General features: G+C 59.0%; 13 protein-coding genes. 8 read left to right on the top strand and 5 right to left on the bottom strand.

What is annotated here, in order from left to right:
- Window positions 1–315: 315 nt before the first annotated feature.
- The 7 genes from NHU87_RS07005 (at window position 316) to NHU87_RS06975 (ending at window position 10,124) form a co-directional block, all read left to right on the top strand.
- A complete protein-coding gene (locus NHU87_RS07005) occupies window positions 316–2,334 on the top strand; it encodes a type VI secretion system Vgr family protein (protein ID WP_253546880.1) in 2,019 nt (672 codons plus the stop codon).
- A complete protein-coding gene (locus tag NHU87_RS07000; RefSeq protein ID WP_253546878.1) occupies window positions 2,324–3,061 on the top strand; it encodes a DUF4123 domain-containing protein in 738 nt (245 codons plus the stop codon). Before NHU87_RS07005 ends, NHU87_RS07000 begins: the two co-directional genes overlap by 11 nt.
- Window positions 3,061–7,722: an RHS repeat protein gene (locus NHU87_RS06995; protein WP_253546876.1), complete on the top strand. Its 4,662-nt coding sequence runs from the start codon at window positions 3,061–3,063 to the stop codon at window positions 7,720–7,722. Before NHU87_RS07000 ends, NHU87_RS06995 begins: the two co-directional genes overlap by 1 nt.
- Complete coding sequence (locus tag NHU87_RS06990) at window positions 7,706–8,008, top strand: contact-dependent growth inhibition system immunity protein (RefSeq protein ID WP_253546874.1); 303 nt, start codon at window positions 7,706–7,708, stop codon at window positions 8,006–8,008. The genes NHU87_RS06995 and NHU87_RS06990 overlap by 17 nt, the downstream gene beginning before the upstream one ends.
- Before the next feature lie 130 nt (window positions 8,009–8,138).
- Entirely contained in the window at window positions 8,139–8,360 is a 222-nt protein-coding gene (locus NHU87_RS06985; RefSeq protein WP_253546872.1) for a hypothetical protein, read from the top strand.
- Window positions 8,361–8,714: 354 nt separating this feature from the next.
- Window positions 8,715–9,038 (top strand): hypothetical protein, encoded by a 324-nt coding sequence (locus tag NHU87_RS06980; RefSeq protein ID WP_253546870.1) that lies wholly within the window; start codon window positions 8,715–8,717, stop codon window positions 9,036–9,038.
- Window positions 9,039–9,284: 246 nt separating this feature from the next.
- Entirely contained in the window at window positions 9,285–10,124 is an 840-nt protein-coding gene (locus tag NHU87_RS06975; protein ID WP_253546869.1) for a 23S rRNA (adenine(2030)-N(6))-methyltransferase RlmJ, read from the top strand.
- 140 nt (window positions 10,125–10,264) lie between these two features.
- Here the strand turns inward: NHU87_RS06975 and msrA are convergent, their stop codons facing one another.
- From msrA to aceE, 5 genes are all read right to left on the bottom strand, one after another.
- The gene (gene msrA, locus NHU87_RS06970; protein WP_095052839.1) at window positions 10,265–10,912 is read right to left on the bottom strand and encodes a peptide-methionine (S)-S-oxide reductase MsrA; all 648 of its coding nucleotides are present in this window, start codon (window positions 10,910–10,912) and stop codon (window positions 10,265–10,267) included.
- Between the two features lie 211 nt (window positions 10,913–11,123).
- On the bottom strand, window positions 11,124–13,817 hold the full coding sequence (locus NHU87_RS06965; RefSeq protein WP_253546867.1) for a putative bifunctional diguanylate cyclase/phosphodiesterase: 2,694 nt from the start codon (window positions 13,815–13,817) through the stop codon (window positions 11,124–11,126).
- Between the two features lie 238 nt (window positions 13,818–14,055).
- On the bottom strand, window positions 14,056–15,453 hold the full coding sequence (locus NHU87_RS06960) for an alkaline phosphatase D family protein (protein WP_253546865.1): 1,398 nt from the start codon (window positions 15,451–15,453) through the stop codon (window positions 14,056–14,058).
- A 495-nt stretch (window positions 15,454–15,948) separates the two neighbouring features.
- Complete coding sequence (gene aceF / locus NHU87_RS06955) at window positions 15,949–17,901, bottom strand: dihydrolipoyllysine-residue acetyltransferase (protein ID WP_253546862.1); 1,953 nt, start codon at window positions 17,899–17,901, stop codon at window positions 15,949–15,951.
- Window positions 17,902–17,912: 11 nt separating this feature from the next.
- Window positions 17,913–20,558, bottom strand: a complete 2,646-nt coding sequence (gene aceE / locus NHU87_RS06950) for a pyruvate dehydrogenase (acetyl-transferring), homodimeric type (protein WP_253546860.1) — start codon at window positions 20,556–20,558, stop codon at window positions 17,913–17,915.
- Window positions 20,559–20,942: 384 nt separating this feature from the next.
- Between aceE and glnE the strand changes: the two genes are divergently transcribed.
- On the top strand, window positions 20,943–23,882 hold the full coding sequence (gene glnE / locus NHU87_RS06945) for a bifunctional [glutamate--ammonia ligase]-adenylyl-L-tyrosine phosphorylase/[glutamate--ammonia-ligase] adenylyltransferase (protein ID WP_253546858.1): 2,940 nt from the start codon (window positions 20,943–20,945) through the stop codon (window positions 23,880–23,882).
- Window positions 23,883–24,037: the final 155 nt, after the last annotated feature.

Genomic DNA, 24,037 nt, shown 5'->3' with positions numbered 1-24,037 from the left:
CTTCCATTTGGAGGCGGGCCGTTTTTTTTGCCAACGCAAATCTCGAATCATTGCGTATCCCCTGTGGGAGCGAGCTTGCTCGCGATAGCGGTAGATCATTCAACATCAATGTCGACTGACCTGACGCCATCGCGAGCAAGCTCGCTCCCACAGGGATTGGTGGCGGTTTTAAGGAGTTGTCTGTAGCCAAATACACCGATTTTTGAAGGAAAAATCCCTAAAAAAGCAGGACAAATCTGATTTCCTTGTCCCTCCCTCAACACCCCTTGTCGCTCATGCAGAATCGCCCGCCTTCATTCTGCAGAGACACATCGGATGTTCGCGCCTGCCAATCAACCGCGTTTCACGTTGACCCTCGACGGCGTCCAGAATGAGCTCAAGGTACTTGAGTTCACGGGCAAGGAAGCCATCAGCCAACCCTACCGTTTTGACCTGGAACTGGTCAGTGAGCGCCCGGATCTGGAACTCGAAAGCCTGCTGCACCGTCAGGCGTTTCTGAGTTTCGATGCACAAGGTTTCGGTATTCACGGTCAGATTTTTCGCGTCGGCCAGAGCGATTCCGGCCAACGTCTGACGGGCTACCAGATCAGTCTCGTACCGCGTCTGGCGTACCTCGCTCGGCGTATCAATCAGCGAATCTTCCAGCATAAAAGCGTGCCGGCGATCGTCACGCAAATCCTCAAAGACCACGGCATCCAGCGCGATGCCTTCGAGTTTCAGCTCGGCAGCGACTACCCCGATCGCGAGTATTGCGTGCAATACGCTGAAAGCGATTTGGCGTTCATCCAGCGGTTGTGTGCAGAAGTCGGCATTCATTACCACTTCCAGCACAGCCCCGACAGGCATCTGTTGGTGTTCGGCGATGATCAGACGGTTTTCCCCCGGCTGCCCGAGCCGACGCTGTACCTGCCAGGCAGCGGGATGGCCGCGGATGCACCAGCGATCAAGCGTTTCAACGTGCGGCTGGAAACCCGGACCACCGCGGTCACTCGCCGGGACTACGACTTCCATAAACCGCGTTTACAACTCGAAAGCCGCCTCGACAGTGAGCAGCGACCGGTGCTCGAGGACTACCACTTCCCCGGCCAATTCACCGATCGCGAACACGGCAAACATCTGGCGCAACGCGCCTTGGAGCGCCACGGTGCAGATTACCGCCAGGCCGAAGGTCGCGGCGACGAATCTGCTTTGGTCAGTGGGCATTTCCTACACCTCACCGAACATCCGCGTCAGGCGTGGAATGACCTGTGGTTGATCACCGAAATCGAACACCGTGGCCGGCAGCCGCAGGTGCTGGAAGAGTCGGCTACCAGCGACAGCCCGGATGATTTCCAGGGCTATCGCAATACCTTTCTGGCGACGCCGTGGGACGTTTCCTTTCGCCCGCCACTGGGGCCAGAAAAGCCGCGCATGCTTGGCTATCAACCCGCCGTGGTCACCGGTCCGACTGACAGCGAAATCCATTGCGACGAGTACGGCCGGGTCAAGGTTCAGCTCGCATGGGACCGTGAGGGTCAGCTCAACGAGCATTCCAGTTGCTGGCTGCGCGTCGCCACTGGCTGGGCGCACGACCGCTACGGCAGCGTGATGATTCCGCGCGTCGGCATGGAAGTGCTGGTGGGATTCGTCGACGCCGACGCGGACAAGCCACTGGTGATGGGCTGCCTGCCCAATGCGGCGACACCGATGCCACTCGATCTGCCGGCGGACAAGACCCGCAGTATTTTCCGCAGCCAAAGTAGTCCCGGTGGCGGCGGTTACAACGAATTGCGCATCGAGGATCGCAAGGGCGCCGAGGAAATTTACCTGCGTGCCCAGCGAAACTGGACCCAGCACGTACTGAACGACCAACAGGTGCAGGTCGATAACGCCCGCAGCATCGTCGTCACCGGCACCGCTCGCCATGAACTGAAGGCCGACGAAAAGCGCATCACTCACGGTCAGCGCCAGACCGAAGTGCGGCTGGACGATCACTTGGTGGTGGTCGGCGACCGGCACATTCGCGTGACCAGTCAGGCGCTCAACGCCAGTCAGCAATTTCACGTCAGCGCCGGCCAGCAAGTAGTCATCGACGGCGGCGCCAGCGCGACCATTCAGGCGGGCGGGCAGTGGATCAACATCGGCCCCGGCGGGATTTTCAGCAGCGTGCCGATTCAGGTCGGTGGTGCCCCGATGGCGGCCATGGCGGCGGCGCCGAGCCTGCCGGATGTGCCGTTGAAACTCGCAGCCGCCCCGGCGGCGCTGCTCAGTGCCGCACAAATACTCAGCCTGCAAAGCGACGCGCCATTCTGCGAAGAGTGCGAGCGCTGCAAGGAAGGTGTTTGTGCCGCCTGATGCCTTGTCACCTCACACCTGGCTGGAGCGCCAGCCGCTGACACAGTCGGAGCAACTGTTCGCGATTTTCAGCAGTGCCAGTGCTGCTGAACCCTTTAGAGCCTGGCAACGCTCGATCACGGCTCAAGCACCGAGCCCGATCTGGGCAGACACCGCCTATGCCGAGTGGGAAGCGGTGATGCCCTATGTCGGAATCGTCGCTGCTGGCAGTGAGTTTTTGGAGTGGGTTGCCACCACTGAGTCCCGTGATTGGGGGTGGTTGGCGGTTTCTTCTGCCACTTCAGAGGCGCTCGTCGAGCATTTTCGTTCTCTCACGCAAGCGCTGCTGCCCAATGGCAACGCGGTGTTTTTCCGTTTCTGGGATGGGCGTTATCTGCTGCCGATTCTGCAGTCTGCCGAGGTTAACGCCGCGCAACTGATACCTGTCATCGGGCGTTGCCTGATTAATGGTCAGGCACTCGAGGTCGGCGGCAGTGCGTTGAAAACCTCCAGGGTTTTCCCGTGGTGGGAAGTTTCTGAATCGCTGCTCAAACACCTCGCCACTGAGTCCGCCACAACCCGCATCAACAACTTGATGAAGTGGTTGAGCGAGGACCGCCCAGACCTTCACGGCGCGTTTTCCGAAAGTGTGTTGCGGCACAAAGTTGCGATCTTTTTGCAAACGCCGGACCTGCCTCAAGCACCGAAATCAGCCTTGGTGGACTACCTGATGACGGAGCTGAACTGATGGATCAGATCGTACGGATCGAGCAGGAGCTCGACGGTTTCAAAGACACCTTGAGTTTGTATCGCCAGCAACTTGGCAGGTTCTTGAGCCGGAATGCGGACAGGGTCAGCCGAACTACGGATATGCCGTCGCTGATGGACATGGAGCGGGTGATCAAGCTGGGTAATGCCAGCAAGTCTGTAAGTAGTCGCGACGATGATTTTCTCTCCGGCGTTGCGCAGTGTCCGGACAGCGGAATTCTGGAAATCGAGAGCAAGTTTGAATCGGTTTATGACATTCCGTTGGGGAATATTCAGGTCGATGTGATTGCCCAGGATGGCGGTAAGTCGACGCCTGTGACGCTCGATGAAAACGGTAAAGGGCAGTTCGAAGGCTTACCCGGCAAGTTCTATCGCGTTCATGTTCAAAGTGAAGTTACCCCAACTCAAATCGATGATCTTTTTTCCTCCTACGACGGCCTGACCACAGAACTGGAGGGCTGGCTGCGCAAGGAGTGGGAGGGGTTCAAACCGCAATGGTCGCAGCAATCGGCATCTGCTTCATTGGCAGCAGTGGGAAATGGAGTGCTCGCGGGAGGTTGGGCTGCAATTCAGGCTATTTGGGATGGCATTGGTGAACTCACCGACATCCTGAAAGATCCCGACGCCTTTGCCGAAAAGCTCGGTGAAAGTGCCGGTCAACTCGCCGATCTGGCCGTCACTGCCCCAGACAAAATGGAAAAGGCCATGTTGCTGGCCAGCGACGAGGCAGCGCTGTGTTTGCTGGTACGCACCGCAGTGCTATGGCTCGAAGCATTGCCACCTTCGCAACTTGCCGGGTCCTCGGCTGAAGCCGTTTCCAAGGTCGTGGTCGGCTTGGTCACCGACTTGTTAATTGGCTTGGTGCTGAGTGTCGTTGGGGTAGGCATTGCCTGGCTGACGGTGCGCCTGGCCAAGTACGGCGCGCAGATTTTTCAGGCCGCAATGGGCTTCGTGAAGTCGATGGTCGCGATCATCAACAACTTCATGGAGTACGTCGACCGCTATAAAAAAGTCGCCGCGCGCGGTGTTGCAGCGGGACTGAAAAAGGGTCGCATGCAATTGCGCTGGAATGGCCGCAAGAACACCACACTGAAAAAGGACGAACACCACGACGACGTCCCGGATCAGGCGAAAAACCCCAACGGCGATAGCGCCGATTCAGCGGATAAAACCGCGACCAACAAATGCCCGGTGTCGATGGTCACCGGCGAAGAACTGCTGACCCTCACCGACGGTTCGCTGGACGGGCTCCTGCCGTTCGACTTCACCCGGCTCTATCGCACCAGCGCCGCCGAGATCGATTGCGGGCTGGGTTTTGGCTGGAGCCATTCGCTCGCCCATCGGCTGGAAATCGATGGCGACACCGTCATCTGGATCGACCACGAAAACCGTCGCACGACGTTCCCGCTGCCATCTATTGAGCGCCCGGCGATCCACAACAGCCTGTCACGCGCGGCGATTTATCTCGGCGAGGATCCCGAGGAACTGATCCTCGCCCAGGCCGGCGACGACACGCGTTTTTATCACTTTCACAACGGTCGGCTGACGGCGATCAGCGACGCCTATAACAACCGCTTGCGTATCACCCGCGACCGTCAGCAGCGCATTCAACGCCTCGACAACGGCGCCGGTCGCGCCTTGTTGTTGCGCTATGACCGCGCCCATCTGATCGCCGTCGACTATCAGGTGTTTGTCCCGGCGCAGACCCTCGACGAGGCCTGGCACACTGAGCAGACGCTGGTCAGCTACCACTACGACGAATGCTCGCAACTGATCGAAGCGAGCAACGCCGCCGGGGAAAGCGAGCGTTACGACTATGACGACCGGCACGTCATCCTGCAGCGACAACTGGCCGGTGGGGCGAGTTTCTTCTGGGCGTGGGAACGGTCCGGCAAGGCGGCGCGCTGCGTGCGGCACTGGGCGTCGTTTGCGCAGATGGATGCGTGCTATGTCTGGGACGACCAGGGCAGCGTCACGGTTCATAACGTCGATGGCAGCCAAGAGGTTTACCTTCACGACGAGCGGGCGCGGCTGGTGCGTAAGGTCGGACTGGACGGTGGCGAAGAGCTCAAGGCCTACGACGAACAGGGTCGCTTGGTGGCCGAGCAGGATCCGCTCGGCGCCGTCACCGAATACCGTTACGACGAAGTCGGACGGTTGGTGGCGCTGATTCCACCGGAAGACGAGCCCACATCCTACGAATACCGCAACGGCTTCCTGCATGCGCGCTATCGCGGCAAAGCGGTGTGGAAATATCAGCGCAATGCTCAGGGGGATGTCACCGAAGCCACCGATCCCAATGGTCAGGTCACCCACTATCACTACGACGCTCAGGGGCGTTTGCTGTCGATCCGCTACCCGGACACCAGCCGGCATGTGTTCGTCTGGAATGTCTTGGGGCAGTTGCTTGAGGAAACACTGCCGGACGGTGGGCAGCGAAAGTTTTCCTACGATGCGCTGGGTCGGCAGATTACCCGTCAGGACGAACACGGTGCCGTCACCCAGTACCAATGGGACGCCATCGGCCGACTGATCCAGACGACTTTGCCTACCGGCGCCAGCCGCGCCTTCAGTTACAACGCCTACGGCCAGATCACCGCCGAACGCGATGAACTGGGCCACGTCACCCGCTACGAATACGCCGACGATCTGCACCTGGTCAGCCGCCGCATCAACCCCGACGGCACGCAGCTCCAGTGCCGCCACGACAATGCGCAGCTGCTGCTCACGGAAATCGAAAACGAATCCGGCGAACACTATCGGCTGGACTACACGCCCAACGGCCTGATCCGACAGGAAACCGGCTTCGACGGCCGCCGTACCGCTTATAGCTACGACCTCAGCGGCCACCTGCTGGAGAAAACCGAGTTCGGCGACGACGGCTCGCAGCTGATCACGGCTTATCAGCGGGACTCGGTTGGGCGGTTGCTGACCAAGACCCTGCCCGACGGCATCCAGGTCGAGTACCGCTACGACTCGCTGGGTCGATTGACCAGCGTCGACGATGGTCACGACCATCCGCTGGAATTCGAGTACGACCAGCAGGACCGCCTGGTCACCGAACATCAGGGTTGGGGCACCTTGCGTTATGGCTATGACGCTTGCGGCCAGCTCAAGCGCCTGCGCCTGCCGGACGGCAGCAAACTCGACTACCACCACGCCAAGGGCGGCGCGCTGACCGCGATCGACCTCAATGGCACACGCCTCACCACCCACCAATTCGCCTTCGGCCGCGAACAGCAACGCCAACAAGGTCAGCTCACCAGCCAATACCACTACGACGAACAAGGCCGGTTGCAAGCCCACGCCATCAACCAGCAATCCAGTCCGCTGTACATGCGCCATTACGGGTATGCGGTCAACGGCAACCTGGCAACCATCGCCGACAGCCGTCATGGCCAACGCAGCTATTACTACGACGCACTCAACCGCCTGACCCGCGTGCGCCACACCCGCGACGACCCAGCGGAAACCTTCGCCCACGACCCGGCCGGCAACCTGCTTATGCAGGATCGACCCGGCCCCGCGAAGGTGCTGGGTAATCGTCTGCTCATGCAAGGCGACCGTCATTATGACTACGACGCCTTCGGCAACCTGATCCGCGAACGCCGCGGCACCGGGCAAAAACTCGTCACCGAATACCGTTACGACTGCCAGCACCGGCTGATCGGCGTCACCACGCCGGACGGTCGTTGCTCAAGCTACCGCTACGACGCCTTCGGCCGGCGCATCGCCAAAACCGTCGACGGCCACACCACCGAGTTCTTCTGGCAAGGCGATAACCTCATCGCCGAAAGCAGCCGCGCACACTACCGCAGCTACGTCTACGAACCCGGCAGCTTCCGCCCGCTGGCCATGCTCGACGGCAAAGGCCCGCGCAAGGCCTGCCCGTTTTACTACCAGCTCGACCACCTCGGCACGCCGCAGGAACTGACCGATTACAGCGGCGAGATTGTCTGGTCGGCGAAGTACAACGCCTACGGCAAGGTGACGCATCTGGCGTTCGGCGGAGTAGAGCAGCTCGATCAGCCGCTACGTTTTCAAGGGCAGTACTTCGACGCCGAGAGCGGCCTGCACTACAACCGGCATCGCTACTACAATCCGGATATTGGACGGTACCTGACGCCGGACCCGATCAAGTTGGCGGGTGGACTGAACCAGTATCAATACACGCCGAATCCGACGGGGTGGGTTGATCCGTTGGGGTTGGCATGTCTACCTTGCCCCGGCGATCCAGAGGGGCCGTTCAGCGAAATTGTTCCGGGTGGTGGTTTGGCTGCGCACGAGGCTCAGGGAGGGCATCTTATTGCGAAACATATTGATCGGGCCGAGGCGCAGTTGCGAGACAGGCTCAAGGCGGAGCCAAATATACCAATCGCGTCGACATTTCCTAATCGAACTTCCGCAGAGGCTATAGTTTCAAGTGTTATGGGTAAAAACAAAAAATTAATTGATGAATTTATGAAAGGGAAGGCACGCAAACTCGTTATTACAGAACCAATGTCGGCACCGGTAGGTGTTGGGGTTGTTCGTAACAGTGGAAAGCTTGAACCTTTATCCGTCATAAAATTAATACTTCAGAGAACGACAAGTTCGCCGGCTGGCTACATTATATTGACGGGGTATGCAAGTGATCGATGATTCGTTTTCGCAGCTTTACCAGTTCTTGGGGGCCTATTTTAATGAGGACTGGATGTGTGAGTCCGACATTGCTGATGATGTTGTTAGGTCTTTCCTGTCTGACTCAACGGTCGAGACAGTTTTAGGGGTGAAAAGTGAACTTGCTGCTCTGCTCGAAATGCATATGCCTGAGCTTGAGCTGAGAGAGTTTCTGCTTAAAAGCATGGGCTGTTGTTACTGCTACTGGCACGAATGGGAGTCAGGAGAAGTATGGTTGAATCATGTTGTTGATATTCTTGACGAGTGAGGGATCTTTAATTTATAGATCATCGTTTGATTAAATCGATAGGCATGAACATGAAATATACTGAGTTGCACGATTTTTTGGTGCGTATTTTCATCAGGATTGGACGGTAGAACACGATACGGCTGAGCAAGTGATTGATGCTTTTTTAGCTGACTCCGATCCTGAAAATCTAATGGTGGTCCGGCAAGAGCTCAATGTACTGCTTGATCAGCGGAAAAATGAGTTTGTGTTGCGGGAGTACTTGTTGAAAGAGCTGAGCTGTTATTACTGCTATTGGACTGTGTGGGAATCAGGCGAGCTTTGGTTGCGCCATATCGCTGACAGACTGACTAGTCGACTTGATCATCCTTGATGGCAAATGGGTGCGAAATTTCTGGGCAAGGTCGTCGGAAGTTTCCTTCAAAACGTATCGGTTTCCATGAACTGGTGCGAGGTGAGATCCATGGATAGTCTTTGGCTGTCGCTGCATATGCAGTGGCAGGGTGTAGGAACCCTTGGAGATTTACCGCGCATCAGCGCTGTCGTTTGATTGCGGCACTTAATTTGTGTCCGTAACATCGTTCGCGGCGGCTGTACGCGGGACACGCTTCGGCGTGGCTGAGTTTTGGTGGATCTCCTCAGTTTCCTACTCTCGCGTACGGCTGCCACCCAAGCCCGTAGGAAAGGCCGGTGGTAGCCTAAATTTATCCGCCAAAGGTCCCAAAAAATGAAAACACTGACCCCAGATCCACCCTACGAAAAAATAACCCCTCATCCCGAAAACCGCTTCATGGCGTTGACCAGCAACTGCACCGACATGCCCACGCTGTTCGTCGATACCCACGCGCCGCTCGATGTTTTGTATGACGCTGCCAACTATCGAATTCGTGCAGTCACCCAGGTGCTTGAGAACATGTCGATGCGCGGTTCGGTCGAGTGCGAATCCTTCATTTTCAGTGACTTTGCCTTGCTCTGTGCCATTCCATTGCGCGATGGGTGTGATGTGCTGGATGTGATTGGGCGGCGGTTGCGGGCTCGGCCTTCGGAGTAACGCCGCAGAATGATCGTTCCCATGCTCTGCGTGGGAATGCAGCCCGTGACGCTCTGCGTCACATCGGTGTCTGGCTCGACAGCGGCGGTGTGGCTGGAACGCGGAGCGTCCCTTGAGGCATTCCCACGCGGAGCGTAGGAACGATCGCCGTGTAGAGTTGGCGGCATCAGGATTGTCCACTCAGCCGCGAACCCCTGACGTCCAGCCCCGTACAAGGTAAACTTCCCGGCCTTCGCAGGAGCAATCATGAATTATCGTCACGCCTTCCATGCCGGCAATCACGCCGATGTGTTCAAACACCTGACTTTGACCCGCCTCATCGCCTTGATGTCGCGCAAGGAGCAGCCGTTTGCCTATCTCGACACTCACGCCGGTATTGGTCTGTATGACCTGCAGGGCGATCAGGCCAGTCGTACCGGTGAGTACCTGGAAGGGATCGCGCGGTTGTGGGATCAGCCGGATCAGCCGGCGCTGACTGCCGATTACATGAAGGTGCTGCACGACATGAACCCGGATGGCCAGTTGCGCTATTACCCGGGGTCGCCGGAGTTGGCGCGGCGGCTGACGCGGCCGCAGGATCGGCTGATGCTCAACGAGAAGCACCCAGAAGATGGCTTGCTGCTCAAGGACAACATGGCCGGTGATCGTCGGGTGAAGGTTCACCTGGGCGAAGGTTGGCATGTGCCGCGCGCAATGTTGCCGGTGCAGGAGAAGCGGGCGGTGATGTTGATCGATCCGCCGTTCGAGCAGCTCGATGAGATGCAGCGCTGTGCGGCGTCGTTGAAAGAGGCGATTGGCCGGATGCGTCAGACGGTGGCGGCGATCTGGTATCCGGTGAAGGATCAGCGCATGTTACGTCGTTTCTATCAGGACCTGGCCGGCACGGGCGCGCCGAAGTTGTTGCGCGTGGAGTTGTTGGTGCATCCGTTGGATACGCCCAATAGCCTGAATGGTTCGGGATTGGCGATTGCTAATCCGCCATGGGGGCTGGAAGAGGAATTGCGTGAGTTGCTGCCGTGGTTGTCCAAGAAGTTGGGGCAGACCCAGGGTGGGTGGCAGATGGATTGGTTGATTGCTGAGAGTTGATAATTGCATTAGTGGTGTCTGATCCGACGCCATCGCGGGCAAGCCCGCTCCCACAGGGATTTATGTCGATCACAACATAGTGGTCAGACACATCACCTTGTGGGAGCGGGCTTGCCCGCGATGCTTTCAGGGCCCGAAAATCAGATTGGGCAAGTCACGCCCGTACCACCAATCCCGCAATACCCTTCAGGGTTTTTCGCCAGGTACTGCTGGTGATACGCCTCGGCGAAGTAGAACGTCGGGGCTTCTTCGATTTCGGTGGTGATGGTGCCTTTGCCAGCCTTGGTCAACTCGGCCTGGAATACTTGCTCGCTGTGCTTGGCCGCAGCCAGTTGTGTCGGGTTGGTGGCGTAGATCACCGAGCGGTACTGGGTGCCGATGTCATTGCCCTGGCGCATGCCCTGGGTCGGGTTGTGCAGTTCCCAGAACATCTTCAACAGCTCTTCGTAGCTGACTTTTGCCGGCTCGTAGACCACCAGAACCACTTCGCTGTGGCCGGTCAGGCCCGAGCAGACTTCTTCATACGTCGGGTTCGGCGTAAAGCCGCCAGCGTAGCCCACCGCCGTACTGACCACGCCTTCGCGCTGCCAGAACTTGCGCTCCGCGCCCCAGAAGCAGCCCAGGCCGAAGATCGCGAAATCCACGTCCATCGCGAAAGGGCCCAGCAGCGGCGCGTCGTGGACGAAGTGTTTTTCCGGCACGGTCATTGGGGTTTCGCGGCCAGGCAGAGCTTGTTCTTTAGTCGGGAGCACGTTTTTGTTCACCAGAATTTCCGAGCGCAGAACCATGATCAGTCCTCTCAGTTTGGTTGAGATGTAAATACACAGACCGCCAGTGTGCCGAATGATGCCAAGTTAATCACTACCTCTGTGGGAGCGAGCTTGCTCGCGATGGCGGTGTATCAGTGACAAAAATGCTGACTAGCACTCCGCTATCGCGAGCAAGCTCGCTCCCACAGGATTTGTGTTTTGGCTGAAAAGTAATCGGATCAGTGTGCTGTCAGGCGATTGGGCCGCGCGGGTAGCGTTTGAGCTTTTCGATCAGCTCGGCCCCCGGGATCGGTCGGTCGAACAGGTAGCCCTGGCCGACATCGCAGCGGTGGCGGCGCAGGAAGGCGAGCTGTTCGGCCGTCTCGATGCCTTCAGCCACGACCTTGAGTTTCAGGTTGTGGGCCATGGCGATTACCGCGGAGGTGATTTCCATGTCGTCCTGGTTGTCCGGGATTTCGTGGATGAAGCTTCGATCGATCTTGATGATGTCGATCGGGAATTTCTTCAAGTAACTGAGCGACGAGTAACCGGTGCCGAAGTCGTCCATCGCCAGGGTCAGGCCCAGACGTTTGAGCTGATCGAGCTGCAAGTGGGTGTCTTCGGTGGCTTCCAGCAGCAGGCCTTCGGTCAGTTCCAGCTCCAGCAGGTTCGCCGGCAGCTCTTCTTCCTTGAGGATATTGGCGATGGACGCCACCAGGTCCGGGTCGGAGAACTGTTTGGGCGACAGGTTGATCGCCACTTGCAGATTGCCGAGGCCGGCGGCAGTCAGTTCTTTGCTCATGCGGCAGGCTTGGCGGGCGATCCATTTGCCGATCGGGATGATCAGCCCGGTTTCTTCGGCGACGCTGATGAACTGGTCCGGGCGGATCATGCCTTTTTCCGGATGGTTCCAGCGCAGCAACGCTTCCATGCCCAGCAAGCGACCGCTGCGCAGGCACAGTTTGGGCTGGTAGAACACGTCCAGCTCGTTCTGCGTCAGGGCGCGGCGCAGGTTGTTCTCGACGAACAGTTTGTAGCTGGCCTCGGCATTCAGCGCTTCGGTGAACACCTGCACCTGGTGTTTGCCATTGGCCTTGGCCTTATGCAGTGCCAGGCCGGCGTTGCGCATCAGCGTCTGTGGATCACGACCATGGAGCGGCGCGCAGGCCAGGCCCACGGAGCCGGTGACGCTGATCAACTGGTTGTCGACGAACATCGGTTTGTCGAGGGTTGCCAGCAATTGGTTGGCGACCTGCTGGCCAGTCGAGAGGTCAGTGTCGTCCAGCAGCACCGCGAATTCGTTACTGGCGAAGCGCGCCAGACTGCCACTCGGGCTCAGGCTGTTGCGCAAGCGTCGCGCCAGGCTGATCAGCAGTTTGTCGCCGGTCTGGTGGCCGAGGCTGTCGTTGATGCGCTTGAAGTTGTCGATGTCCACTAGCAGCAGGCTGATCGGCGAATCGCTGTCTCGGGCGAAGCGTTCGTCGAGGTTGCGGATGAACGCCGGGCGGTTGCCGAGATTGGTCAGGTTGTCGGTGTAGGCCAGGCGCTCGATACGCTGCTGGGCGAGCTTGGTCTGGGTAATGTCTTCGTAGATGCCGATGTAGTGCGTCAGCTCACGGTTGTCGCCATAAACCTTGGAAATCGACAACTGGCCCCAGTAGGGTTCGAGGTTTTTGCGCCGGCTCTTGAACTCGCCCTGCCAACTATTGCTTTTGGCCAGTGCCGACGGCGCGTCGAACAGCAATTCGCTGAGGTTTTCCAGCGCCGGCAGTTCCGACAGCCGCTGGCCGTGGACTTCTTCGGTGGTGTACTGGGTGATCGCGGTAAAGCTTGGATTAACGTACTCCACCACGCCGTCGCAATTGACCAGCAGAAAGGCGTTGGCGCTTTGCTCTACCGCGCGCTGGAACAAGTGCAGGGCGCTGGTGGCGGTGCGGCGGTTGTGGTTGTTGATGACCTGCGCGAACTGATCCGCCAGCTCGCCGGCAAAGGCGATTTCGTCCGACTGCCAGGCGCGGGTGGCACCGATCTGTTCCAGACAGAGCACGCCGACCACTTGGCCATCGACGCGGATGCTGGCGTCGAGCATGGCGTTGACGTCGCGTGGGCGCAGGCTCTCGGCTATTTCCCGGGTGCGCGGGTCGCGCATGGCGTTCTGGGCATCGATAGCGCGCCCGGTGTGCAAGGCGTCGAGGTAATCGGGATAACCACTGGCGTCGATCGTCTCCGGCAGTTGGTGGTCTCGGGTGGCGCGGTGATAGGCCGAGATCGGCGTCAGTAGCGAGCCGTCGAGGTGCCACAGGCTGGCGCAGTCGACTTCGTAGATGTCGCAGGCGCTGCGGGTGATCAGCTCGGCGGCTTCTTGCAAGGAATTGTTGGTGCTGTAGCGCTGGCGGGTCAGCAGCAGGATCAGGTCTTGCTGGGCGCGTACCCGGTCCAGGTGCTGCAGTTGTTCCTGCTGGGCGCGTTGATTGAGTTCCAGGGCGATTTGCAGGCGTGAGTTCTGGGTTTCCAGATCCAGCGCGGGCAGCAGCGGTTCGCTGTTGAACAGACCGTCCACCACCATGAGGTAGCCGCGCAGCAGGTGCCGATTGTGTTGTTTGTAAGCTTCGCCCAGCTCCAGCAGGCTCAGTACCCCGGCCGCGGTGTGCAAGGTGTAGCGAATCAGGTAATGCGGGCTATTGGTGAGTTGCTGCTGGATCGTGTCGTGCAGTTGATAGCGCGCTTCGGGCTCCATCAGGCTGGCATAGGGCGAACCAACCAGAGCGCAGAGCTCCACTGCCGGCAGGCCAAACTGTCGTTCGCAATTGGGGTCGAGAAACAGAAGCGCCCAGCTCGGTTCATTCAGCCGTTCGAAACGCAGCATGCCGAGCCGCGAGGGCACAGGCAACTGCGTCACTACCTCGGCCACCATACGGCTGGCGGCATCGGGTTGGCTCTTCATATGGAGGGAAACTCGCTTCGAATATGCTGATCGCGCCGGGCTCTCGCCCTCTTTTTTGTTGTCTGCGGCAAAGGTTGCATCATTGCGACACCGACTGACAAGAGACATGAAGGCCAAGTGCTATAAGAATATGTCGGCAGGGGCGAAGATTTCTCCAGCGAGGGGCCGAAAAGTAATGCAATGAGTCAGAAAATTGCAGCCTTCGGCCGCTCCTGGAAGGCTGCGATCTTTTCCAGGATCAACGCAGTTTTATGGATATCGACTGCAGTTGCTTGCCATCCCGATCGTGATAATTGACCAGAACCTGCTCGGCATCGACGACCAGGTGGGCGAAGTTGTCCTGACTGATCACTTGACTGGTCAGCTCATGCCGATAGTCTCCCGCGGCTGTTCGGGCCAGCGCTTGGTCGAGAATAAAAGTCGATGCCTTGGCGTACGGCAACAGTTTGCTGTTGCACAGCGGTGAAGACACGATGGTATGAACTTCGAAATCCGGATTTTCGCTGTGGGTCAGGCGGCTGGTCAGCGAACCGTGAACATCGCCGGAAATGAACAAGACGTTCTTGATGCCGCGCGTCCGAATCGTCTCCAGTAATCGTAGTCGTTGTTCCGGGAAGGCTTTCCAGGCGTCATCGCCGTTAAGTTTGCGGTCGGGGTAGAACATGACACTGGTGACCACGAACTTGACCCGGGCCGGGCTGTTGATCAGCCATTTGAGCAGCGCCTGTTCCTGCTCTTCATCAAGGATGCGTCGGTCGCTGGCCGACAGATTGCGCCGGGTTCGGCTGTCGGTGATAAACCATTCGATATCGCCCTCGGTGAATTGATACCAATAGTGCGGCAGCAGCGCTCTGTTTACTTGCCCATTGGTAAGCAGTTCATGTACGGGGCTGTGGCTGACTTGATAGAGCTCATACGCTGCCATGGCGTTTCTGTATAAGTGAATATCCGTCTTACTTGCATTGGCGGGCCAGTTGTCTTCAATTTCATGGTCGTCGAGGATCATGTAAGTCGGCACGCCGGACATTAACTTCGAGATATGAGGTTGCGAAAAAGCCGTGCGGTATTTGCTGAGGATGTCCTTGTATTCCCGGTCGGGGGCCACGAGGTTCAAATCATCGACGTAGATTTGATCGCCGGTCATCAGCATGGCGCTGATGGGGGGCTCGGCGCGTCCCGCCAGGCTGGTGATCGAGGCAAAGATCCGATCACCCAAATGCGGGGCCGATGCAATGCCAGCGGTCATTCGCAGGTAACGACATGAGCCGATGACATAAGCCCGTGGACGTTTGGTTTTGCTGGACTGCGTGCGAAAGCGATAGATATCTCGAGGCCATTGCAGCGGCAGTTCCTGAATCGTCTCCACGGTATGCACCGGGCTCATGGGGCTGAACCAGCCTGCCTGATATTCATAGGCGGTATCGGCGGCGAGATCATTGAGTGCAATCACATCGGACATGTCGCGCAAAATGCTCAGTTTCGCAAATATGCCTTTGGACCAATGTTCTTCACCGGCACGCCGATAACGGATGCCCGCAAATACCAAGGCGTTACTCTGTAATTCACCGCGCAATAAAATGCGCGCGTGGTTAGTTGTTGTATGGCCAATAATCGGGCCGACAGTCGGTTTGAACATGTTCGAATCCATTCGAAGTAATGCTAACTAAGCAGATTAAGTTGTGGAAGTTTCTATTGGAAACTCTCCGAACTAAGACTAGTTATTGGCTCGCAAAAAATATCGGGCGGAAGTGGACTCGAGTTGTAGGCGGCGTAAGCCATGAATGTAGGAATAGAACTTGGAGGAGGGCGCAATGCCAGTTAGTTCAGCCGTAGTGCGATCTGTAGCAGCTGCCGAGCTTGCGAGGCTGCGTTCGGCTGCGTAGCAGTCGTCAAACCGGAACTTGCGGTGCATCAGGCAAACCGCGTCAGTCGGACTCACGACTGCTGCGCAGCCGAACGCAGCCTCGCAGGCTCGACAGCTGCTACAGGCGAACGCAGCCTCGGGCATCAGGCAGAGGGCTTTCTTCAGGGCAAAAAAAGCCCCGCCAAATTGGCGGGGTTGAGGTACGAGCGTGGCGCTCGGAAAACGTGGAACGCGACGGGCCCTCCGGTGAAGGAGGGCCGGTCGGTATTACAGCAGGATGGTGCGGATGTCCGCCAGCAGGTCGCTCAGACGCTTGGTAAAGCGTGCAGCAGCGGCGCCGTTGATCACACGGTGATCATAGGACAGCGACAGCGGCAGCATCAGTTTCGGCTGGAAGGCTTTGCCGTCCCAGACTGGCTGAATGGTTGCCTTGGAAACACCGAGGATCGCCACTTCCGGCGCGTTGACGATCGGCGTGAAGCCGGTGCCGCCAATGTGGCCGAGGCTGGAAATGGTGAAGCAGGCGCCTTGCATGTCGTCAGCGGTGAGCTTTTTGTCGCGGGCCTTGGCTGCCAGCGCAGCGGCTTCGGCTGCCAGTTGCAACAGGCTCTTCTGGTCGACGTTCTTGATGACCGGTACCAGCAGGCCTTCAGGGGTGTCGACGGCGAAGCCGATGTTCACGTACTTCTTGCGGATGATCGCCTTGCCGCTAGGTGCCAGCGAACTGTTGAAGTCCGGCAGTTCCTTGAGCAGGTGTGCGCAGGATTTGAGCAGCAGCGGCAGGATGGTCAGCTTGACGCCAGCCTTCTCTGCAACGGCTTTCTGAGCGTTACGGAACGCTTCCAGGTCGGTGATATCAGCCGAATCGAACTGAGTCACGTGTGGAATGTTCAGCCAGCTGCGATGCAGGCTCGACGCGCCGATTTGCATCAGGCGAGTCATTGGCACTTCTTCGGTTTCGCCGAAACGGCTGAAGTCCACGACCGGAATCGGCGGAATACCCGCGCCGCCGGTTGCGCCGCCAGCGGCCGGTGCTTCCTTGGCCTTCTGCATCATGGCTTTGACGTAAACCTGCACGTCTTCTTTCAGCACACGACCGTGCGGGCCGCTTGGGCTGACCGCGTTCAGCTCGACGCCGAACTCACGGGCCAGTTGACGCACGGCAGGGCCGGCGTGAACCTTGGCGCCAGGCTTGGCCGGGGCAGCCGCAGGTGCGGAAGGTGCCGGAGCAGCAGGTGCTGCGGCGGCTGGAGCAGGACCAGCAGGTGCCGCAGCGGCTGGAGCCGGAGCTGCAGCAGGTGCCGCGCCTTTGACTTTCAGCTTCAGGATCAGGTCGCCGGTACCGACTTCGTCATCCAGCTTGATGGAAACGCTTTCCACCACGCCAGCGGCAGGCGATGGAATTTCCATGCTCGCCTTGTCGGATTCCAGAGTGATCAGCGACTGGTCGGCGACGACGGTGTCGCCAGCCTTGACCAGCACTTCGATGATCTTGGCCTTGCCCGCCGAACCGATGTCCGGGACGTGAATGTCCTGAACCGTGTCGGCAACCGGAGCCGCCGGAGCCGCAGCGGCTGGCGCTGGAGCAGCGGCAGCAGGCGCGGCAGCCTGGGCTGACGCGGCCGCGGCCGGTGCCGCAGCACCCGCCACTTCCAGGTCCAGAATCAGGTCGCCGGTGCCGACTTCGTCGTTGAGCTTGACGTTGATGGCCTTGACCACGCCAGCGGCAGGCGACGGGATTTCCATGCTCGCCTTGTCGGACTCCAGGGTGATCAGCGACTGATCAGCCGCGACGGTGTCGCCGACCTTGACCTGAATCTCGATGATCTGGGCCTTGCCCGACGAACCGATGTCCGGCACATGCACTTGCTGAACGCTGGCAGCAGCAGGCGCGGCGGCTGGAGCAGCCGGCGCTTTCGCGGCAGCAGGCGCAGCTTCAGCCTTGGCAGCCGGCGTAGCGGCAGCCGCAGGCGCCGCAGCAGCGGCACCTTCGACTTCCAGCTCCAGCAACTCGTCGCCTTCTTTCAGGCGATCGCCCAGCTTCACTTTCAGGCTCTTGATGATACCGGCTTTCGGCGCAGGCACTTCCATGCTCGCCTTGTCCGACTCAAGTGTCAGGATGCTCTGGTCGGCTTCGATACGGTCGCCGACCTTCACAAACAGTTCAATTACTTCACCTTCACCGCTGCCGATGTCAGGTACGCGAATGAGTTCGCTCACAGAGTGTCTCCTCAGCAGTCCAGTGGGTTGCGTTTTTCCGGGTTGATACCGAACTTGGCGATGGCTTCAGACACCACCTTGGGTTCGATATCGCCACGGTCAGCCAAAGCTTCCAGGGCTGCCAACACCACGAAATGACGGTCGACTTCGAAGAAGTGACGCAGCTTCTTGCGGCTGTCACTGCGGCCGAAACCATCGGTGCCCAGGACTTTGAATTCCTTGGACGGGACCCACTGACGAATTTGCTCAGCGAACAGCTTCATGTAGTCGGTAGACGCGATGACCGGACCTTTACGGCCGTTCAGGCACTCTTCGACGTAACTCAGTTCAGGCTTCTGGCCCGGGTGCAGACGGTTGCTGCGCTCGACGGCCAGGCCATCGCGACGCAGTTCGTTGAAGCTGGTAACGCTCCACACGTCAGCGCCGACGTTGAACTGTTCACGCAGGATCTTCGCCGCTTCACGGACTTCACGCAGGATGGTGCCGGAGCCCATCAGCTGAACGTGGTGCGCCGCTTCGCGGGTGTCTTCCTCGAGCAGGTACATGCCCTTGATGATGCCTTCCTCGACACCGGCCGGCATGGCGGGTTGCTGGTAGGACTCGTTCATCACGGTGATGTAGTAGAAAACGTCCTGTTGCTCTTCGGTCATCTTCTTCATGCCGTCCTGGATGATCACCGCCAGCTCATAGCCGTAGGTTGGATCAAAGGTGCGGCAGTTCGGGATGGTGGCAGCCAGGATGTGGCTGTGACCGTCTTCGTGTTGCAGGCCTTCGCCGTTCAGCGTGGTTCTGCCTGCGGTACCGCCGATCAGGAAGCCACGGGTGCGGCTGTCGCCAGCGGCCCAGGCCAGGTCGCCGATACGCTGGAAGCCGAACATCGAGTAGAAGATGTAGAACGGCAGCATTGGCTGGTTGTGGCTGGAGTACGAAGTACCGGCAGCGATGAAGGAGCTCATGGCGCCCGCTTCGTTGATGCCTTCTTCGAGGATCTGGCCCTTCTTGTCTTCTTTGTAGAACATCACCTGGTCTTTATCGACTGGCTCGTAGAGCTGGCCAACGGACGAGTAGATGCCCAACTGACGGAACATGCCTTCCATACCGAAGGTACGGGCTTCGTCCGGGATGATCGGGACAATGCGCGAACCGATTTCCTTGTCCTTGACCAGCTGCGCGAGGATCCGCACGAAGGCCATGGTGGTGGAAATTTCACGGTCGCCCGAGCCGTCCAGGATTGCCTTGAGGGTATCGAGCGGTGGCGTCGGGATGTCGAAGCTTTTGGCACGACGCTGTGGCACGAAACCGCCCAGTGCAGTGCGGCGCTCGCTCAGGTAACGGGCTTCAGCGCTGTTAGGTTCCGGTTTGAAGAACGGCAGGTTTTCCAGCTCTTCGTCTTTGACCGGAATGTCGAAGCGGTCACGGAACAACTTCAGGCTGTCGACATCGACTTTCTTGGTGTTGTGCGCGGTGTTTTTCGCTTCGCCGGCACCGGTGCCATAACCTTTGATGGTTTTGGCCAGGATGACGGTCGGTTGCTCTTTGTGGTTGACCGCTTCGTGGTACGCCGCGTAGACCTTGTACGGGTCGTGGCCGCCACGGTTGAGTTTCCAGATCTCGTCGTCGGACAGATCAGCAACCATCGCCTTGAGTTCAGGCGTGTTGAAGAAGTGTTCACGCACGAATGCGCCGTCTTTGGCTTTGTAGTTCTGGTACTCGCCGTCGATGACTTCGTCCATGCGGCGTTGCAGGATGCCGTCGACGTCTTTGGCCAGCAGTGGGTCCCAGAAACGGCCCCAGATGACTTTGGTCACGTTCCAGTGAGCACCGCGGAACACGCCTTCGAGTTCCTGGATGATCTTGCCGTTGCCGCGAACCGGGCCATCAAGGCGCTGCAGGTTGCAGTTAATGACGAAGATCAGGTTGTCCAGTTTCTCGCGGCCAGCCAGTGAGATGGCACCCAGGGATTCCGGCTCGTCGCACTCGCCGTCGCCCAGGAAACACCAGACTTTTTGCTTGCCTTCGGGGATGAAGCCACGGGCTTCCAGGTACTTCATGAAGCGTGCCTGGTAGATCGCCTGGATCGGGCCCAGACCCATGGATACCGTCGGGAACTGCCAGAAATCAGGCATCAGCCATGGGTGCGGATAGGACGACAGGCCCTGACCGTCCACTTCCTGGCGGAAGTTGTTCATCTGGTCTTCGGTGATGCGGCCTTCCATGAACGCGCGGGCGTAAACGCCTGGCGAGGTGTGGCCCTGGAAGTAGATCAGGTCGCCGCCGTGTTCGTCGGTCGGGGCCTGGAAGAAGTAGTTGAAGCCGATGTCATACAGGGTCGCACTGGAAGCGAAGCTGGAGATGTGACCACCCAGGTCAGAATCTTTCAGGTTCGTACGCATTACCATGGCCATCGCGTTCCAGCGCACCAACGAGCGAATGCGGCGTTCCATGAACAGGTCGCCAGGCATGCGTGCTTCGTGGGTAACGGGAATCGTGTTGCGGTAAGGCGTGGTGATGGCGTAAGGGAGCTGCGAGCCGCTACGGGTCGCGAGTTCACCCATACGGGTCATCAGATAGTGAGCACGGTCTTCGCCTTCTTTGTCGAGAACCGATTCCAGGGCGTCCAGCCATTCCTGGGTTTCGACGGGATCGAGGTCTTGCATGGCTTGCTCCAGGGCGGAAAGGCTTCCAGAATCGGTTGCCTGAGTTTGCGACTGGCCTTGTGGGCAGACGATATAAATTCTTGGATTGCCGAGAGGTATGTTCCGGCGGCGTGTAGTTTTACTACAAATCATCGGGCATTTCAGCCTTTCGAATGTATAGACGAGTAGTAAAACTACAGAAGATCGGCTTGTGGCCTCCGGCTGCGTTGTGAGAATAATCGTTAAGGTTGGTCTTTTGCCAACCAAAAAAGGTGAAGGCTTGATGATCGCTGCCAAAAATAAACAAATTCCAGCTATTTCTAACCTTTGTTCGACAGTCGGTCAGGTAGCGCATTTTCACGAATCACTACATGCAGCCCTCCGCACGCCGATCAAGGATAGACCATGAGCCTCCCTTCGCTTGCCGAACTGCCCGGCGTACTCCTGCCCTTTGTCACCCGTGCCGAGCAGTCGTTCCGTACGGCCGTCGCGGCGCTGGCCGATGATCATGGCCTGTCTGGCTGGACTCCTGAGCGCTGGGCGCAATTTGCCCGCGTCACCGCGGCCAGCGACTTTGTCATTGAACAGAGTGTGCGTGACCCTTTGATGTTGCTTGAGCTGGTGCAGTCCGGCGAACTGGACCGCGTCTTTGCGCCGGGCGAGTTGTGCGCACAAATTGCGACGGCGGTGAGCACTGCCGAAACCGACGACCAGCTTGGCCGCGCCCTGCGTCGCCAGCGCGCCCGTCAGCAAGTGCGGATCATCTGGCGCGACCTGACTCGCCAGGCCGATTTGATCCAGAGCTGTCGCGACCTCTCGGACATGGCCGATGCCAGCATCGATCAGGCCTATCAGTGGTTGTATCAGCGCCATTGCCAGCAGTTCGGCACGCCCACTGGCCGGCGCAGCGGCGAACCGCAGCAGATGGTCATCCTCGGCATGGGCAAGCTCGGCGCCGTGGAGCTGAATCTGTCATCAGACATCGACTTGATCTTCGCTTACCCCGAGGGCGGCGAAACCGTCGGCGTGAAGCGGTCGCTGGATAATCAGGGATTTTTCATTCGCCTCGGCCAGAGGCTGATCAAGGCCTTGGACCCGATGACCGTTGACGGTTTCGTGTTCCGCGTCGACATGCGCTTGCGGCCTTATGGCTCGTCCGGCGCACTGGTGCTGAGCTTCAATGCGTTGGAGCAGTATTATCAGGATCAGGGCCGCGACTGGGAACGCTACGCGATGATCAAGGCGCGTGTGGTGGCCGGCGATCAAGTGGCCGGCGCCCAATTGCTCGACATGCTGCGGCCGTTCGTTTACCGGCGTTACCTGGACTTCTCGGCCATCGAAGCGCTGCGCACCATGAAGCAGCTGATCCAGCAGGAAGTCCGGCGCAAGGGCATGGCCGACAACATCAAGCTCGGCTCGGGCGGCATTCGTGAAGTCGAATTTATCGCCCAGGCTTTCCAGCTGATTCACGGTGGCCGGGACCTTAGCCTGCAGCAGCGTCCTCTATTAAAAGTGCTGAGCACCCTCGAAGGTCAGGGTTACCTGCCGGCGGCGGTGGTGAGCGAGTTGCGCGAAGCCTACGAGTTTCTGCGTTACACCGAACACGCGATCCAGGCGATTGCCGACCGCCAGACCCAGATGCTGCCGGATGGCGAACAGGATCAGGCGCGCATTGCCTTTATGCTCGGGTTTGCCAACTGGACGGCGTTCCACGAACAGCTGATGTACTGGCGTGGCCGGGTGGCCTGGCACTTTGCTCAGGTGATCGCCGATCCCGATGAAGAGGACGGCGCCGAGAGCGAAGTGGTGGTCGGCGGCGAATGGCTGCCGTTGTGGGAAGAGGCGCAGGACGAGGAGGCCGCGTGCCGTCAGCTGGAAGAGGGTGGTTTTGCCGACGCTTCCAAGGCGTTGAAAGCCTTGGCCAGTCTGCGCGGCAGTCCGCAATTGCGCGCCATGCAGCGCTTGGGGCGTGAACGCCTCGATGCTTTTATTCCGCGTTTGCTGGCTCAGGCTGTAGAACATGCCAATCCCGATCTGGTGCTGGAGCGGGTGCTGCCACTGGTGGAAGCCGTGGCGCGTCGTTCCGCCTATCTGGTGTTGTTGACCGAGAACCCCGGCGCCCTGCGCCGCTTGCTGACGCTGTGCGCTGCGAGCCCGTGGATTGCCGAACAGATCACCCGCTTTCCGTTGTTGCTCGATGAATTGCTCAACGAAGGCCGGTTGTTCAAGCCACCGCTGGCGCCGGAATTGGCTGCCGAATTGCGTGAGCGTTTGACGCGGATTCCCGAAGACGACCTCGAACAACAAATGGAAGCTCTGCGGCATTTCAAGCTGGCGCACCGCTTGCGCGTCGCCGCCTCGGAAATCGCCGGCAGTCTGCCTTTGATGAAGGTCAGCGATTACCTGACCTGGCTCGCCGAAGCGATCCTCGAACAAGTGCTGGCCCTGGCCTGGCGCCAGACGGTAGCCAAGTACGGTACGCCGCTGCGCACCGACGGCACGTTGTGCGACCCTGGTTTCATCATTGTCGGTTACGGGAAAGTCGGCGGCCTGGAGCTGGGGCATAGTTCGGACCTGGATCTGGTGTTCATCCACGACGGCGATCCGCAGGCGGAAACCGACGGGCCGAAGCCTATCGATGGCGCACAGTTTTTTACCCGGCTCGGGCAGCGCATCATTCATTTGCTGACGGCGCAGACCAACTCCGGCCAGCTGTATGAAGTGGACATGCGCCTGCGGCCGTCCGGTGCTTCCGGTTTGCTGGTGAGTTCTTTGGGGGCGTTTGCCCGGTATCAGGAAAACGAAGCCTGGACCTGGGAACATCAGGCGCTGGTGCGGGCGCGGGTGCTGGTGGGCAGTCAGGACGTCGGTCAGGCCTTCGAGAAGGTTCGCGCGGCGGTATTGGCCAAGCCGAGGGTCCTGCCGACCTTGCGCCAGGAGGTCAGCGAGATGCGCGCCAAGATGCGCGATAATCTCGGCAGCAAGAGCACGGCGGCGGGTACGGCGGCAAATGCCTTCGAGGCCACGGCACCGTTCGATCTCAAGCAGGATGCCGGAGGTATCGTCGATATTGAATTTATGGTGCAATACGCGGCTCTGGCATGGTCTGAGGCGCATCCGTCATTGCTGCGCTATACCGACAATATCCGCATTCTGGAAGGGTTGGAGGAGGTCGGGCTGATGCCCGCCGAAGACGCCAGCCTGTTGCGTGAGGCCTATAAGGCCTACCGCTCCGCCGCTCACCGGGAGGCCTTGCAGAAGGATGCCGGCGTGATACCGGGCGACCAGTTCGTGGATGAACGACGGCAGGTAATGCGGATCTGGCGCGAGCTGGGGTTAAGCTGAAACCGGATATTTGCAACACCTGATACCCCCTGTGGGAGCGAGCCTGCTCGCGATGAGGCCGTCACATTCAACATTTATGCTGACTGTCAGGCCGCCATCGCGAGCAGGCTCGCTCCCACACTGGATCTGCGGTGTTTGGTAGATTGAACGCGCTA

Origin of the sequence: Pseudomonas mandelii, from assembly GCF_024138395.1 — a bacterium.
Taxonomy (GTDB): Bacteria; Pseudomonadota; Gammaproteobacteria; order Pseudomonadales; family Pseudomonadaceae; genus Aquipseudomonas; species Aquipseudomonas mandelii_E.
The sequence above is the reverse complement of the archived record's forward strand: the minus strand, read 5'-3'. Positions and strand labels throughout refer to the sequence as shown.

What these genes read in the sequence shown, in the direction of transcription:
- NHU87_RS07005 (WP_253546880.1), top strand. Translation starts at nt 316, where the DNA reads ATGTTCGCGCCTGCCAATCAACCGCGTTTCACGTTGACCCTCGACGGC.
- NHU87_RS06995 (WP_253546876.1), top strand. Translation starts at nt 3,061, where the DNA reads ATGGATCAGATCGTACGGATCGAGCAGGAGCTCGACGGTTTCAAAGAC.
- NHU87_RS06960 (WP_253546865.1), bottom strand. Translation starts at nt 15,453, where the DNA reads ATGTTCAAACCGACTGTCGGCCCGATTATTGGCCATACAACAACTAAC.
- msrA (WP_095052839.1), bottom strand. Translation starts at nt 10,912, where the DNA reads ATGGTTCTGCGCTCGGAAATTCTGGTGAACAAAAACGTGCTCCCGACT.
- NHU87_RS06990 (WP_253546874.1), top strand. Translation starts at nt 7,706, where the DNA reads ATGCAAGTGATCGATGATTCGTTTTCGCAGCTTTACCAGTTCTTGGGG.
- aceE (WP_253546860.1), bottom strand. Translation starts at nt 20,558, where the DNA reads ATGCAAGACCTCGATCCCGTCGAAACCCAGGAATGGCTGGACGCCCTG.
- NHU87_RS06980 (WP_253546870.1), top strand. Translation starts at nt 8,715, where the DNA reads ATGAAAACACTGACCCCAGATCCACCCTACGAAAAAATAACCCCTCAT.
- NHU87_RS06965 (WP_253546867.1), bottom strand. Translation starts at nt 13,817, where the DNA reads ATGAAGAGCCAACCCGATGCCGCCAGCCGTATGGTGGCCGAGGTAGTG.
- glnE (WP_253546858.1), top strand. Translation starts at nt 20,943, where the DNA reads ATGAGCCTCCCTTCGCTTGCCGAACTGCCCGGCGTACTCCTGCCCTTT.
- NHU87_RS06975 (WP_253546869.1), top strand. Translation starts at nt 9,285, where the DNA reads ATGAATTATCGTCACGCCTTCCATGCCGGCAATCACGCCGATGTGTTC.